Source organism: Candidatus Vicinibacter proximus, assembly GCA_016713905.1.
In the GTDB taxonomy this organism is placed as follows: domain Bacteria; phylum Bacteroidota; class Bacteroidia; order Chitinophagales; family Saprospiraceae; genus Vicinibacter; species Vicinibacter proximus.
Genome location: JADJOE010000001.1, coordinates 633,460 through 648,504 on the forward strand (window position 1 = coordinate 633,460; position 15,045 = coordinate 648,504).

12 protein-coding genes are annotated in these 15,045 nt (G+C 36.6%); 6 read left to right on the plus strand and 6 right to left on the minus strand.

Annotated elements, in window-relative coordinates:
* The first annotated feature begins 218 nt into the window (after positions 1-218).
* Positions 219-2,465, plus strand: a complete 2,247-nt coding sequence (locus IPJ83_02615; protein MBK7879440.1) for a sodium-translocating pyrophosphatase — start codon at positions 219-221, stop codon at positions 2,463-2,465.
* A gap of 717 nt (positions 2,466-3,182) precedes the next feature.
* Here IPJ83_02615 and IPJ83_02620 read toward each other — a convergent pair.
* Both IPJ83_02620 and IPJ83_02625 read right to left on the minus strand, forming a co-directional pair.
* Positions 3,183-4,289, minus strand: a complete 1,107-nt coding sequence (locus IPJ83_02620) for a glycosyltransferase family 4 protein (protein ID MBK7879441.1) — start codon at positions 4,287-4,289, stop codon at positions 3,183-3,185.
* Between the two features lie 56 nt (positions 4,290-4,345).
* Positions 4,346-6,475, minus strand: a complete 2,130-nt coding sequence (locus IPJ83_02625) for an elongation factor G (GenBank protein MBK7879442.1) — start codon at positions 6,473-6,475, stop codon at positions 4,346-4,348.
* A gap of 347 nt (positions 6,476-6,822) precedes the next feature.
* Here IPJ83_02625 and IPJ83_02630 point away from each other — a divergent pair, with 347 nt between their 5' ends.
* The 4 genes from IPJ83_02630 (at position 6,823) to IPJ83_02645 (ending at position 10,141) form a co-directional block, all read left to right on the plus strand.
* Entirely contained in the window at positions 6,823-8,460 is a 1,638-nt protein-coding gene (locus IPJ83_02630; GenBank protein ID MBK7879443.1) for a S41 family peptidase, read from the plus strand.
* Position 8,461: 1 nt separating this feature from the next.
* Positions 8,462-9,160, plus strand: a complete 699-nt coding sequence (tsaB, locus tag IPJ83_02635) for a tRNA (adenosine(37)-N6)-threonylcarbamoyltransferase complex dimerization subunit type 1 TsaB (GenBank protein ID MBK7879444.1) — start codon at positions 8,462-8,464, stop codon at positions 9,158-9,160.
* 140 nt (positions 9,161-9,300) lie between these two features.
* Positions 9,301-9,639, plus strand: coding sequence for a helix-turn-helix transcriptional regulator (locus IPJ83_02640; GenBank protein ID MBK7879445.1), 339 nt, complete (start codon positions 9,301-9,303; stop codon positions 9,637-9,639).
* 181 nt (positions 9,640-9,820) lie between these two features.
* Positions 9,821-10,141 carry a helix-turn-helix transcriptional regulator gene (locus IPJ83_02645; GenBank protein MBK7879446.1) on the plus strand — a complete coding sequence of 107 codons (321 nt, stop codon included), beginning with the start codon at positions 9,821-9,823 and terminating at the stop codon, positions 10,139-10,141.
* 27 nt (positions 10,142-10,168) lie between these two features.
* Here IPJ83_02645 and IPJ83_02650 read toward each other — a convergent pair whose 3' ends face one another.
* Together IPJ83_02650 and IPJ83_02655 are read right to left on the minus strand one after the other, a co-directional pair.
* A complete protein-coding gene (locus tag IPJ83_02650) occupies positions 10,169-10,879 on the minus strand; it encodes a lipoprotein signal peptidase (GenBank protein ID MBK7879447.1) in 711 nt (236 codons plus the stop codon).
* Positions 10,880-10,942: 63 nt separating this feature from the next.
* Positions 10,943-11,794, minus strand: coding sequence for a mechanosensitive ion channel (locus IPJ83_02655; GenBank protein ID MBK7879448.1), 852 nt, complete (start codon positions 11,792-11,794; stop codon positions 10,943-10,945).
* Positions 11,795-12,067: 273 nt separating this feature from the next.
* Here IPJ83_02655 and IPJ83_02660 point away from each other — a divergent pair, with 273 nt between their 5' ends.
* The gene (locus IPJ83_02660; GenBank protein ID MBK7879449.1) at positions 12,068-13,483 is read left to right on the plus strand and encodes a redoxin domain-containing protein; all 1,416 of its coding nucleotides are present in this window, start codon (positions 12,068-12,070) and stop codon (positions 13,481-13,483) included.
* Between the two features lie 116 nt (positions 13,484-13,599).
* Here IPJ83_02660 and frr read toward each other — a convergent pair whose 3' ends face one another.
* Complete coding sequence (frr, locus tag IPJ83_02665; protein MBK7879450.1) at positions 13,600-14,163, minus strand: ribosome recycling factor; 564 nt, start codon at positions 14,161-14,163, stop codon at positions 13,600-13,602.
* A gap of 73 nt (positions 14,164-14,236) precedes the next feature.
* Positions 14,237-14,917, minus strand: coding sequence for a zinc metallopeptidase (locus IPJ83_02670; GenBank protein MBK7879451.1), 681 nt, complete (start codon positions 14,915-14,917; stop codon positions 14,237-14,239).
* Positions 14,918-15,045 lie beyond the last annotated feature (128 nt).

Sequence of the window (15,045 nt, forward strand, 5' to 3'; positions counted from 1 at the left end):
ATTGGTTTAAATAAACTTGGAAATATATATTCATAATAGTTTTTAAAATCCTTACACATTCCTTTTCAATTCACTTAAGCTATGTGTTTCCTCCAAAAACAACAGGACAATTCAGTAATTGTTATTATTATCCTTAACGATTAAAATGATCCAATAGTGGCCTTAGTTTGGATTTTTGATAATTCCGTTATCTTTGCGGCTCAAAAAACGTGATAACCATGGAAAATCTTGTTTACCTCATACCATTATTTGGTATTCTTGGCTTACTTTATATGGCCTATTTATATAATTGGGTCTCTAAGCAAGATCCGGGAGATGCCAAAATGAAAGGTATTTCAGACCACATTGCTGAAGGTGCAATGGCTTTTCTAAAGGCAGAGTACAGAGTTTTGGCAGTTTTTGTGGTGATAGCAGGAACTTTATTGGGCGTTTTAAGTAGCTTGGTGGATACCACCCATTGGCTTATCGTTGTTGCATTTATCCTAGGCGCAATATTTTCAGTAAGTGCCGGGTATATAGGGATGAAGATAGCTACAAAAGCAAACGTCAGAACCACACAAGCAGCGAGGACCAGTTTGGGAAAGGCTTTACAGGTATCCTTTAAAGGAGGAACAGTTATGGGCTTGGGTGTTGCTGGATTAGCCGTGTTGGGCCTATGTGGTTTGTTTGCCCTATTTTTTATGTATTTTATGGGTGGAGCCTGGGGTGTAGTTACTATAAAAGGTATTAGCCGCGAACCAGTGGAAGCAATGAGTATAATTCTTGAGGTATTGGCGGGTTTTTCAGTTGGAGCTGAATCAATTGCTTTATTTGCAAGGGTCGGAGGAGGAATATATACTAAGGCTGCAGACGTAGGCGCGGATTTAGTAGGGAAGGTAGAAGCTGGCATTCCGGAAGATGACCCAAGAAATCCTGCTACCATTGCAGATAATGTTGGAGACAATGTTGGTGATGTTGCAGGAATGGGTGCAGATCTTTTTGGTTCTTATGTTGCAACGGTGCTTGCCGCTATGGTGCTAGGAAATTATGTAATAAGAGACATGGGAGGCAATATCACGGCCACAGACAAATTTGGAGGATTAGGTCCTATTCTGTTACCGATGTTACTGGCGGGTCTGGGTATTGTTTTTTCTATTTTAGGTTCCTTTTTGGTTAAGGTTAAAAATGATCAGGCAAGAGAGCAGGAGGTTCAATCCGCTTTGAATTTGGGGAATTGGAGTTCAATTGCATTAACCGGAGTAGCCTCTTATTTTCTAATTCAATGGATGCTTCCAGAAACTATGACCATGAAATTCTTCGGTAAAGGTGATGTAAGTGTAAGTCCAAATGAAGTTTTTTATGCGGTTTTGATAGGGCTATTTGTGGGAGGAGCGATCTCATGGTTAACAGAATTATTTACAGGTCTTGGAAAAGGACCGGTTTTAGATATTGTAAGAAAATCGGGAACTGGGGCGGCGACCAATATTATTGGTGGCTTGAGTTCAGGAATGTTAAGTACTGCTGGACCTGTTCTATTGTTTGCTGCGGCCATTTGGGGTGCATATTCTTTTGCCGGATTTTATGGAGTTGCCATTGCGGCTTCGGCAATGATGGCCACGACTGCTATGCAATTAGCCATTGATGCGTTTGGACCAATTGCAGATAATGCGGGTGGAATTGCAGAAATGAGTGAGTTACCCAAAGAGGTAAGGACGAAAACCGACATTCTGGATTCTGTGGGTAATACTACTGCCGCAATAGGAAAAGGTTTTGCAATTGCCTCTGCAGCTTTAACTGCTCTGGGTTTATTTGCTGCATATGTAACTTTTACCGGAATAGACGGTATTAATATATTTAAAGCTGATGCCCTCGCCGCATTGTTTGTTGGAGGAATGATCCCTGTGGTATTCTCGGCATTGGCAATGCGTTCTGTGGGGAAAGCCGCCATGGAAATGGTGAATGAAGTCAGGAGGCAATTTAGAGAGATTCCAGGAATCATGGAAGGTACAGGAAAGCCTGAATATGCCAAATGCGTAGCAATTTCAACCAAAGCAGCACTTCGCGAAATGATGCTTCCCGGTCTAATTACTATTGTTGTGCCTATATTGATCGGGTTTTTTATGGGCCCTGAGCCATTGGGAGCATATATGGCTGGAGTTTGTGTAAGTGGTGTGGTTTGGGCCATCTTTCAAAACAATGCTGGTGGAGCTTGGGATAATGCTAAAAAGTCCTTTGAAGCCGGTGTAGAAATAGATGGAGTAACCTATTACAAAGGGTCTGAACCACATAAAGCTGCTGTGATTGGAGATACGGTCGGAGATCCTTTCAAAGATACTTCAGGTCCTTCCATGAATATATTAATTAAGTTGACATGTTTAGTTGGATTAACCATAGCTCCTATTTTGGGTAAAATGTATGGTAAGGGGCATGCCGATTTAAAATCTCAAGAGAAAATTGAAATAGGCATGAATTACGGAAAAAAGTAATTCCAAAATATTAAAAGTTAAAGGTGTTGGTTTTTTAATGGATAAGTTTAGAGATATTCCATAAAAAAATCAACACTTTTTTAGCCCTCTTGTGATTTAAGTTTTAGTATAAATTATTTTTGTTTAGTAATACCCTAATAGAATTTAAACATCACTTCGAAGTGAAAGTACTCTATGGAAAATATAGAAAAAAGAGTTATCCACACTAAAAGTGATTTTAAAATTTTCCTACCTTTTTATAACAAAATAATTCTATTTCGCCGGTCTTTCCTTTTTTCATAAAGATCATAGGTGAAATTTTTCAAACGGACATTTCTCTTTTCAAATGACTCGGTAATTAAGGGGTTTTATTTAGTTGAGCTTCTAATTGTAATTAGTGTTTTACAATTCCTAATCTATGCTATGAAGTTTCCTGTCCTGTATTGATTTTAGGTTCAAATGGTATTCAAATTTTAGTAATCCAATAAATTCTGGATTTTATTTCTATTTGAAAAATCGCAACTCATCCAATAGTAAAAATCATTTAAAAAAAAACGGCGCTAAATCGTTTATCTAGCGCCGCTGAATGAATGAGAATGAAACCTAAAATTTTAAGAATGAAATCTGTTAGGTATTATGTAAAAACCGTACCAATTCTATAAAAAAAATATTTTTTTTATTTATATATAATCAAGTGAATTGTATAAATATATCAATAACAATAGAATATGTTATAATTCAGGCTAACATGTTGTAAATAAATTTTTGTTGATTCATGCTGATTTTTTCGCTAAAATTTTTAATATGAGCTTTTCCGTTATTTATAAGATCAATCCTTAATTCAGAATTATGTGCTAATTCAACCATTTTATGGGCTAATAATTCTGGTTCAGAGGTATCAATAAAAACTCCACCGCTTCCTGCGGCTTCTTCGACAGCCGTATGTTCGTGGCAAATCACAGGTATTCCAATTGCCAAAGCTTCCACGGCCGGGATTCCAAAGCCTTCACTTAATGAAGGGTAAATTAAGGCCTGTGCATTTGAATAGGCTACACACAGTTCATTTGAGCTTACGTTTTCTGGAAAAAAGCAATAGTTTTCTAAATTCATTTCTAAAACTGTCTTTCTGAATTTATTTTTCATGTTGCCTTCTCCAATAAATACAACCGGCATTCGGTCTGATAATTTTGTTGTTTTTAAAGCTTTTAAAATGCTTAGTTGATTTTTTCTGAGATTAAAACTGCCAACAGAAATAAAGTAATTAGATGGTAATCCATATTTTGCTTGAAATAGGATTTTGGATTTTGAATCTACATCCTGATAGAATTGAGGGGCGCAATTTTGGTATATTACTGTGATTTTATTTGGATCAGCATTGTACCATCTGATTAACTCTGATTTGGTTTTTTGACTTATCGCAATGATATGAGCAGAGTGGTGTACTGCATATTTGGTTTTGAGATGGTAGATATTTCGATCGATTAGAGAATAATCGTTTTTGCGATTTTGAAAAATTACATCATGAATGGTGACTAAAGCTTTAATAGATCTCTTATTTTTAAAATAGGGTATCTCGCCACTTAGTCCATGAAATATTTTACCTGGCGGAATGTATTCACCAAGACCAAAAATTCTTTTAATTCCCAAAGGATTTGGATATTCAATTCTTTTTATTCCGTTCAGTTCAAACTCAACTTGCCAAGGAGAAAATTTATATCCCGGTTTTAAAAGGTTTATTGAATCTTCCGGATGATGCTCGTGGTAGGATTTAATCAACCATCTTGCATAATTACCTAAACCGGTTGAATTATAGAAAAGCCTTTTTGCATCAAAGAAAATCTCCAATGGATATTGATTGAACGAACCTTAAGTTTATTCCTAAGGTTAAACAAAATTAGTTTTTATTCTTCTGCTTCTTTATGAATCGCCTGATATTCTTGCAAGAGTTTTTGCTGGATGTCCGGAGATACCGGCGCATACTCTGCAATCTTCATGGAAAATTTGGCTTTACCTTGAGAAAGAGATCTAAGTGATGAAGAATAATTATGCATTTCAGATAATGGGACCTTGGCCTTAACTTTCTGATAATGTCCATCAGAATCCATTCCAACAATGATTGCCCTTCTGGTTTGCAAATCACCCATAATGTCACCCATCACTTCATCTGAACATAATATTTCAAGGTCATAAACCGGTTCCATAATTTGGGCCCCGGCATGCTGGAAAGCTTCTTTAAATGCCATGGTACCTGCAATCTGGAAAGCCATGTCATTGGAATCTACAGGATGCATTTTACCATCATACACAGAAACTCTGATGTTGGTGCAATATGAACCAGTTAGAGGGCCCTCTATCATCTTGTTCATGATTCCTTTCTTAATTGCATTTGAAAATTTTGTATCAATGGAACCACCCACTATACACCAATAAAATGCAAATTTTCCACCCCACTCCAATTCCTCAATTTCCTTGTTTCTTACCGTTAACCCTGCCGGCTCAGGCATATTTTCATAATATGGTTCAACGCGCATATGCACTTCAGCAAACTGGCCTGACCCTCCTGATTGTTTTTTATGGCGATAGGAGGTATCTGAGGATTTTGTGATGGTTTCGAGATAAGGTATTCTTGGTTTAACAAAATCCATATGCAGTCCATGTAATTTCTCTATTCTGTATTTTACAAGATCGAGATGCATTTGTCCTTGCCCATGTAAAAGATTTTGTTTAAGCCTCATGGATTGTTCGAAAATTAGCGTTGGATCTTCTTCCTGAATTTCATGAATAGCCTTGACCAATTTTTCCAAATCATTTTTATTTTCCGTGTGGATTGCGGTTCTGATTCTTGGTTCTGGAAAAGGAATAGGTTCAATCTCAATATCATTGCCTTTGATGCTCAGAGTATTATTGGTATGGCTGTCTTTTAATTTCACCAAGGCGCCTAAATCGCCAGCTACCAATTCATTGACAGATTCACGATTTTTTCCATTTGAAACAAAGATCTGATTAATTCTTTCGTGTCCCCTATTGGAATTATTGATTAGTTCATCGCCGGCTTTCACTTTACCGGAGTATACTTTGAAGTAAGAAATTCTACCGACTTTAGGTTCGCTAAAGGTCTTATATATAAAAATTGTAGCAGGCCCAGAAGTTGAAATTGCCAATTCACCTTTAGTAAGTTTGGTAAGGGGTCTGTCTGCAGGGGAAGGACAAACATCGTTGATAAATCCCATGATTCTCCCTGTTCCCATATTTTTAATGGAAGAGACACAAAATACGGGGAACAACTGCTGCTTAGCAATACCTTTTCTTAGGCCTTCTGCGAGTTCAGATTCTTCCAAATTCCCTGTTTCAAAAAAATGTTCCATTAAGGTGTCATCATTTTCGGCAGCCGCTTCTACAATTGCATTGTGCATTTTATTTGCCCGGTCCAATTCAGAAGGTGGAATATCTTTTTTTATAGGTTTCCCCCCATCCGGGCTAAATTCATACATCACCATTCTTAAGGCATCAACAATAGCGTTGAAACTCTTTCCGGTATTAACCGGATATTGGAAAGGGATTAATTTTGGGCCAAACCTTGCTATAGCTTGTTCCAAGGTACTTTCAAAATCGGCTTTTTCATGGTCGCATTGATTAATTACAAACATTCCGGGAAGTTGAAATTTTTCCTTGTATTCCCAAATCAATTCAGTTCCAACTTCTACACCATGAGCAGCATTCAAAACCATGATACCAAGGTCGGCCACTTTCATGGAGGACAATATTTCACCAACAAAATCATCTGACCCCGGGGTATCTACAAGATTGATTTTAGACTCCTTCCAACTGACATGCATGAGTTTGCTGAATAAGCTACCTCTTCTTTCCTGTTCAATATCACTAAAATCGGATACCGTATTTCCGGCTTCCACAGTTCCTCTGCGGGTAATTGCTTTTGACTCATAAAGCATTGCTTCAATCATGCTGGTTTTGCCACAATGGGAGTGGCCCAGCAAAACTACATTTCTGATGTGTTTGGGATCAGTGCTCATTTTTGAATTGTTTTATGTGGTTTATTTGAATGTTGTAAGGTATGAAAATCTCTATGAAATATCACTCGAAAACTGCTTGATAAAATTAAGATTGACATAAAATTTTTATAATTCAAAAAATAATTTGCTAAAAATTTATTTCTTGCAAAAAATGGAAGCAATAAAGAATAAAATTTTGTTTTTCCGGAAATTATGCAGGAATGGATTTATCCCCATATTGGGATTATTCTCTTTTTTGTATGACTTTTAAGATTTAGGAAAAGATAATTGATTCAATTGTAAATACGACACTAAACCTTTTCATTCGGCGTTTGTACTTAAGGTTGAAACGACTTGGTATGTTAAGAATGGATAAATTAAAATGGCCTTTAGGTTTTGCAATCATTTTTATTCTGTGTCTGGGATCGGCGTGGAATTATAATAAGTATTTTGAGATTACCAAAAACATAGAAATTTTTGCAAATGTGTACAAAGAAATCAATGCAAATTATGTAGATGAGACCGACCCATCCAAGTTGATGAAGGCTGGGATTGATGCCATGTTAAACACTCTTGATCCTTTTACTAATTATATCTCTGAGGCCCAGATTGAAAATTACCGACTTGTATTGGAAGGCCGCTACAACGGTATTGGGGCAAAGGCCAAGAAAATCGGAGATTATGTTACCATCACTGAAATTTATAAAGATTACCCGGCATTTAAAGCCGGGTTGCAGATAGGGGACAGGGTCCTTGAAGTAAATGGACTTGACGCCAAGGGTAAGGAGAGTGAAGATCTTTACCAAATCATGAGGGGTGTACCCAAGTCAGAGGTCGAAATTAAGATTCAAAGACCCGGAGAAAAAGAAACAAGAACATTAAAATTAATCAGGGATGAGGTAAATATACCGAATGTACCATATTTTGGTATGGTAAATGATCAGGTAGGGTATTTAACTTTGGCAACGTTTACTGAAAATGCCGGTAGAAATGTTCAAGAAGCAGTAGTTAAACTAAAAAAAGAGAATCCAGGAATGAAGGGAATCATACTGGACCTCAGGGAGAATGGTGGTGGATTGTTGCACGAGGCTGTCAATGTCTGTAATACATTTCTTCCCCAAGGGCAACTTATAGCAAGCACTAAAAGTAAATTAAAAGAGACTGATCAGAATTACAGCACAATGGCAGGGGCTGTAGATGAGAATATACCCTTGGTTGTTTTGATAAACAAAAACTCCGCCTCTGCCTCTGAAATTGTTAGTGGAGCCATACAAGACCTGGACCGTGGGGTCATTATTGGGCAAATTTCTTATGGTAAGGGTTTGGTTCAGAACACCAAGGATGTGGGTTATAATGCAAAAGTTAAATTAACAATTGCCAAATATTATATTCCATCTGGCAGATGTATTCAGAGTGTGAGATATGATAATGGGCAGAAAGTTCATTTGTCAGATTCTCTGAGATCAGCCTTTAAAACAAAAAATGGAAGAATTGTATTTGACGGAGGAGGAGTGAAGCCAGACATTGAATTGAAAGAAGCGGACTACCCTATAATTGTCCAAAAATTGATAGATGAAAGTTGGATTTTTAATTATTGTACCGATTACCTGCTGAAAAATCCACCACCTGCGGATGCCAAGAGTTTTAAATTTGAAAAAACCGATGAATTTATAGATTTTCTAAAAAGCAGTAAGTTTGATGATCGATCAGTTTTAGAGCAAAAACTGAAGGAATTACAGGATTTAACATTAGATAACCCTTCGAATGGGCTAACCGAGGAACTTGGGCATATTAAAAAGGAACTTGACCAGGATCAGTGGATTCAAATTGAAAAGCACAAGGATCTTATAGGTTTTATAATAGGAGAGGAACTGGTTTCCAGAAAATTTTATGAAAGTGGTAAGCTACTAAACCGATTACAACATGACCCTTTGGTCAAAGAAGGTATAAAAATTATAGGGGATCAGGAAAAGTATAATGGCATCCTAAAAGGAAAATCAAACTAGCTTGAGTAAGCTTTTACATGTAGAGACTTCTGGTATGACCTGTTCCATTGCAGTGTCCTGTGAGGGAAGGATTGTCAGTGAAATCAATAAGAAGGCAGCAGATCCGGTTAAATTCCTGAATTTAAGTATCCAGGAATGTCTCAGTGAATCTGGGTTTAAGTTAACGCAAATAGAGGCTGTCAGTATTAACACCGGTCCAGGAGCTTATACTGCTCTCAGAGCAGGTCTTGCCACTGTAAAAGGTATCTGTGTGGGTTTGAATATACCTCTGATCCAAATTAATGGAATGAGGCTTTTGGTAGAAGTGGTTAAAAGTTCTATTGCTAATGAGGTTCAAACCATAATTGCCGCAAAGTCAATTCGAAAGGATGATTATTTTGTTTGTCTTTTCCAAAAGGACGGTACTTTAATGAAGGAGATTCAGTCAACAAGAATTGATGATACCTTTTATCTTACGCATCATTTAAAATCAGATAATGCACTTATAGTAGGTACAGATCTAAACGAAATATATTTTCAAATATTTGATAATCAAATATTTATGAAAAGTATTTCTCTTTTAGCAAGGCATCAAATAGATTTGGGATTCAGCAGTTTTAATAAGGGCAGGTTTGACTCAATTCAGAAGTCGGTACCAGAATATTTGATGGACCCAAACATTACCAAGGCGAAGCAAAAGTTACCTAACTCATTGAACTAAAACTGGATAAGAGGTATTGATGTATATAATAAAACAGAATATCAAAATTCGGTGACTAAAATAAATCCCATTGGTTCCAAAATTGGCACATTTTTGGATAATCCTTATTCGTTATTGCACATTTTATTAAATTCTGTGACATGAGGAATAAAAAAAACGAAACGATTACACTGAAAAAGGGTGGCAAAGAAATTCAGCTCGATTATGCGGATCTTAGAAAGGCCGTATTGGTTTTGCGTGCTGTCAACCACAAGCTTCGGCAAAGGGTTATTGACCTGTTGGAAGAGCAGGACAAGCTCACTGTAACCGACATTTACATCAAGTTGAGGTTGGAGCAATCTGTAGCCTCACAGCATCTTGCCATTTTGCGCAGAGCAGGGGTTGTTGCGACCGACAGGCAAGGTAAATTTATTTATTATTCTCTGGATCGTGATCGTTTGAACCAAATATCCAAGCTTGTTGAAGAATTGGCTGGATAGAAAATCAGGAACCTCTTAAAGTCTTCTTTTTTTGAATAAAGCAATTACCTTACGTTACTTGTTTTAAATGACCACACAACAAATATTAAATTTTTTTAATATTTTGTTTTGAAATTAAAAATATCTTTAGATATTTGTGCTGTCAAGGTCATAACTACGAAAATCAAAATAAGAAACTTCAATGAAGAAGACTAAGGTAACTTTCAATGCAGTTAAGCTCGACTATTCCTGTGAGCTGATGAGGGCATTAGCCCATCCACTGCGCCTGCAAATTCTGCAATTTATTGACAAGCAAGGTATTGTAAATGTAAACAAGATCTACAATGCTTTGAAAATTGAGCAATCTGTGACATCACAGCATCTCAGTATTTTAAAGCTTGCAGGGGTGTTGCAGACAGAAAAAGTGGGAAAGTATGTGCACTGTAAAATCAATTACGAGTGTGTATACCGAGCACAACAAGCAGTTAAAAATTTTATAGGAACCAGTAAAAAATCTGCCTAAGGTCAAATTTTACAAAAGGCAAATTTTTTATTCGGCAGCTTCCGGAATTTCGGTTTCGGAAGCTTTTTTGTTTATATCTAATTGATTATCAGTTACTAATTCATTTTTTACGGACATATTCTCAGGGGATAATTTACGATAGAAAATTAGAAACAAAGAAATTCCGATAAAGATTGAGGAGTCTGCCAAATTAAAAACCGGTCTAAAGAACTCAAATTCCTGACCTCCCCATATCGGGACCCAGGAAGGGAATGTAGATTGGATAAGGGGAAAATAAAACATATCCACTACCCTACCCATTAAAAATGGCGCATATCCTCCATCAGGAGGTAAAAATTCGGCAACTCCGCCATGGAAAGGTGAATAAGAAAATAACATTCCGTAAAATGCTGAATCAATGATATTCCCCAATGCCCCAGCAAGAATCATAGAAAAGGCAAGAATCAGAGCAGGATTTTCTTTCGACTTGATAAGCTTGCCAAGCAGGTAAAATAAAAAAAGCACCGCCAATATTCTAAAAATGCTCAGGGCAAGTTTGCCAGTTGCACCTCCAAAGCTTAATCCAAATGCCATGCCTTCATTTTCTACGAAGTGAATTCTTGCCCAGGATTGACCAAAAATAAGAATTTCCTGCCCTTGATGCATGTGCGTCTTGACCCAAATCTTGATGGATTGGTCAAGGAATAATATGAATAGAATAACAATTACTGAAAATAAATAAGCGTTTCGTGATTTCATAAGTCGACAAAGGTAGGTAAAGAAGGTAATATCAAATATTGGGTAATATGCAAGCTAGATTTATCATGAACCTTTAGGTAATGGGACAATTTGAATTTTATTCTCTGTCAGAGGAAAAGTAATCTGGTTTTCGTCAAAAGCTTCTTTCACTTTTTTCTGGGTTTCAAAATAGACCAGCCAGTAATCATCCTCTTTACAAAATGGTCTAACAGCAATTGTAGCACTGTTTTCAGAGAACCTGAGTATTTGAAATTCAGCAGGGGGGTCGGACAATACTTTTTCAACGGTCCTTGTTGCTGAAAGAGCTATTTTTTTAGCTTTTTCAAAATCATTATTTAAGTTCAGGGGCATCAGAATTTCCACCCTTAAGTTTCCAAAAGAAGTCAAGTTAACAATAGTGCCGGTGGACAAGGCTCCATTAGCAAGAATTATCGTTTTATTTTCATTGCTTAGTAAGTAGGTATTGAAAATTCCTTGTTCAATCACCCTGCCGGTGAACCCCTGTGCCTCTATTTGGTCTCCAAGTTTGAACGGCTTAAAAATCAACATCATTACTCCTCCGGCAAAATTGCCCAATGTTCCGTTAAGTGCGGCACCAACACCTACAGCCAACCCTGCGAGTATGGCTGCAAAGGAGGTCATGTTCACCCCTAGGATGCTAAAAACAAAAAGGAGCAATAGAATAATCAAAGACATGCGAATCAGAGAAGCCAAAAAAGATTGTAAGGATGGGTCGAAATCTCTGGCCATTAAAGCTCGTCTGACCACTGAGGAAATCCATCGGATTAACACAGTGCCGACAATATATGCCAAAATAGCTCCCAGCAACCTAGGCAAATAATCTACCACCAACGCAGCTAGGTGTGCAAGAAAATCTGTATATCCGCTTATTGCCTGGGTCGATAAAATTAGCATGAGGTTATTTGATGAAACAATTCCAAAAGTACAATGAAAGTAGTTTTTAGAAAAATCGAATATAAATTATCCCTAGAATGTCTTCAAACAAGTTGTGGTTATGAAATATTTGACCCCAGACTGCGTTTTAGCCTATCAAGAATTTATCTAATAGGTTATTTAATTTTGGTCAGTTAATCTTAATTTTGCTCATTAAACCAACCAGAAAAATTTTGGTTAATGTTGGGAGATGTTTACAGATTACCTTATAAATTATTGAATTAAAATATCAGCATGAAACAAAATTGGCACTTTAAATTTCTTATGACATTTTTGATTTCAATCAATGGATTATACGCTCAATCGGATAGCTGCCACCTCAAATTTAAAGTAAATGGTTTTAACGGAGGTAAAATCAAAATGATTGGGGTATATGCTGATCAAAATTATATAGCGGACAGCACGATGATGAATGATTTGGGGGAATTCGAGTTTAAGCGAAAATCTCCTTTCAAGCCCGGATATTTTTATATTATTCTTCCTGATTATTCGAGTTTCCATATGATGATAAATGACGAGCAATTTTTCACCATGGAGGCTAATAAGGGAGATTACATTAACAGTATGAAGGTAAGCGGCTCAATTGATAATGAACTATTATATCAATCGATGATTCTTCAAAGCAGGCATGAAAAAAAATTCGATTCTCTAAATGAGCAAAAGTCAAAGCAAGCAAACAATCCCGAAGTAATAAAAAAGATTGAAGCAGCATTAGAATTGATCAATGTGGAGAGGAAGGATTACATGAGAAATCTGGAGGCAAAATATCCAAATGTTTTTTTTACAAAATTTAAAATTGCTGGACAAAATCCTGAAGTTCCAGATTTTCGTAAGCCAAACGGGGAGCCTGACATCAGTAAAAAATTAGAGTTTTTCAGACTTAATTTTTGGAATGGTGTCGACTTGAAGGACACGAGATTGCTTGCAACTCCAGTCATTGTTAATAAGCTGAATCGTTTTATCACAGATCTTACTGTGCAGCAGCCAGATTCTATTATAAGGCAGGCAGATTTTGTTATTCAAAAATCACTGGAGAATCCGGAAATGTTTCAATTTTTTACAAATTATATTGCTTTAAAATACCAGCCATCCAAAACAAAAGTTATGGATGGGGAGGCTGTTTATGTTCATATCATTGATAAATATTTCACAAAAGACCGTGCATTTTGGTTGACTGAAAAAGAACTGGCAGATTTGCGAAAAAAGGCGTGGGAAATGAGCGCTAGTCTCTTGAACAGAATTGGTCCTGATGTAATTTCTGTTGATCCGAATGGGCAAACCAAGTCAATTTACGGAATAAAAAAACCGTATATCATTGTATTTATGTACGATCCAAAGTGTGAACATTGTCAGGAGGAGACCCCGAAGTTGAAGCAGTTTTATGAAGAATGGAAAAATAAAGGGGTAGAGGTTTTTGCAATCGTTTTGAATGCAAAAGATCAGGAATGGAGAGATTTCATAAAGAAATATCAGGTGCAAAATTGGATCAATGTGCATGATCCAACAAATGCTTCGATTTATGCAAAATATTACGTAGATATCACCCCAGAAATGTATGTGCTGAATAAGGAGCGAAAAATAATTGGTAAAAACCTAAAGGTTGAGCAGCTCAAAATAATTTTAGAACGTGATATGGGAATTTCTAATTAGAAAATTATTCCGAAATTAATTTTTGCAGATAAAAAATTTTCTAGGGATTGCTTATTTTTAGAACTAATTTCATATACTAATAGGGATTCAAAAAATAAAATAAGTTTAGATATGAACTAAACAGTCATTATCTCTTTTTCTTTTACCTCTATAATTTTATCCACTTTTGAAGAATAGTCTGTGACTAAATTTTGAATTAATTGTTCTTTTGTCTTTGCAATATCTTCAGCCAGACCATTCTTTTGTTCTTTTTTGATAAAGTCCAATATTTTGTGACGGCTGGATCGTATACTGACTTTTGCCTCTTCTCCAAAGTGTTTTACTTGTTTGACAAATTCTTTACGTCTTTCTTCGGTTAATGGGGGGATTGCAATACGAATCATCTCACCATCATTTTGTGGTGTGAATCCCAAATTAGCAGCAAATATGGCTTGTTCTATATCGCCAATGATTTTTTTCTCCCAGGGTTGTATGGCAATGGTTCTGGAATCCGCAAGACTTAAGTTAGCCACCTGAGTCAGCGGGGTAGGAGATCCATAATAGTTTACCAATATACCATCCAATATATTTGTGGAAGCCTTTCCTGTGCGCACTCTGGTTAATTCTTTTTGAAGGTGTTCAATAGCCTTCTCAAATTCGGCTTTTGTTTGGACGATATGAGTTTCTAATGCTGCAGACATAATTTTAGTTTTTTGAAATTCCAGTATTCACACATACCGGATTTGAATTAAAGATCAAAAATATAAAAAAAGCTTATTCCCGGTCTGAAGACATGTATCTTAAAATCAGAAAGATTAACATTACAAGTGAGGAAAGTGCTGAAGCGACATAGGTCATGGCAGCCCATTTCAGAGCATCCTTAGCACCTTCATATTCTTGGCCTTTAGCCACACCGGTTTCATCCAGCCACACCAAAGCCCTTCTGCTGGCATCAAATTCAACAGGAAGTGTAATCAGACTGAACAGAGTTGTGATCATAAAAGCAATTATTGTGATCAATAACAAGGTGGGAAAGGTATTGGCAAGCATAAATGCAAACACCAGTAGAAATTGTTGTGCAAGAGAGGCTATTTTAACTACCGGGACAATTTTAGAACGAAGTTGAAGCATAGCATAGGATGTATCATGTTGTACTGCGTGACCGCATTCGTGTGCAGAAACAGCAGCAGAAGCAATTGATCTACCATGATAAACTTCGGAACTCAGGTTAACTGTCTTGTTAAGGGGGTTGTAATGATCTGAGAGCATACCTTGAGATTCGTGTACCTGGACATCAAATATACCATAATGGGCGAGCATTTGTTCCGCCACTTCCTTGCCGGAAAGTCCAGATTTAATGGCTATCTGACCGTAATATTCAAATTTTGATTTTAATCTGGTATGGACCAGATACCCAATACCGGACATAACCATAGCCAGGATATTGAAAATCATATAATCGGAATTGAAAAACATATTCATACTTTGTTGCAAATTAAATTATCAGAAGTAATAACAATTTTACCTGTAAAAGATTTCAAATCAATTAAAAATTAATAATTATCTAAGAATTAATCGACTTA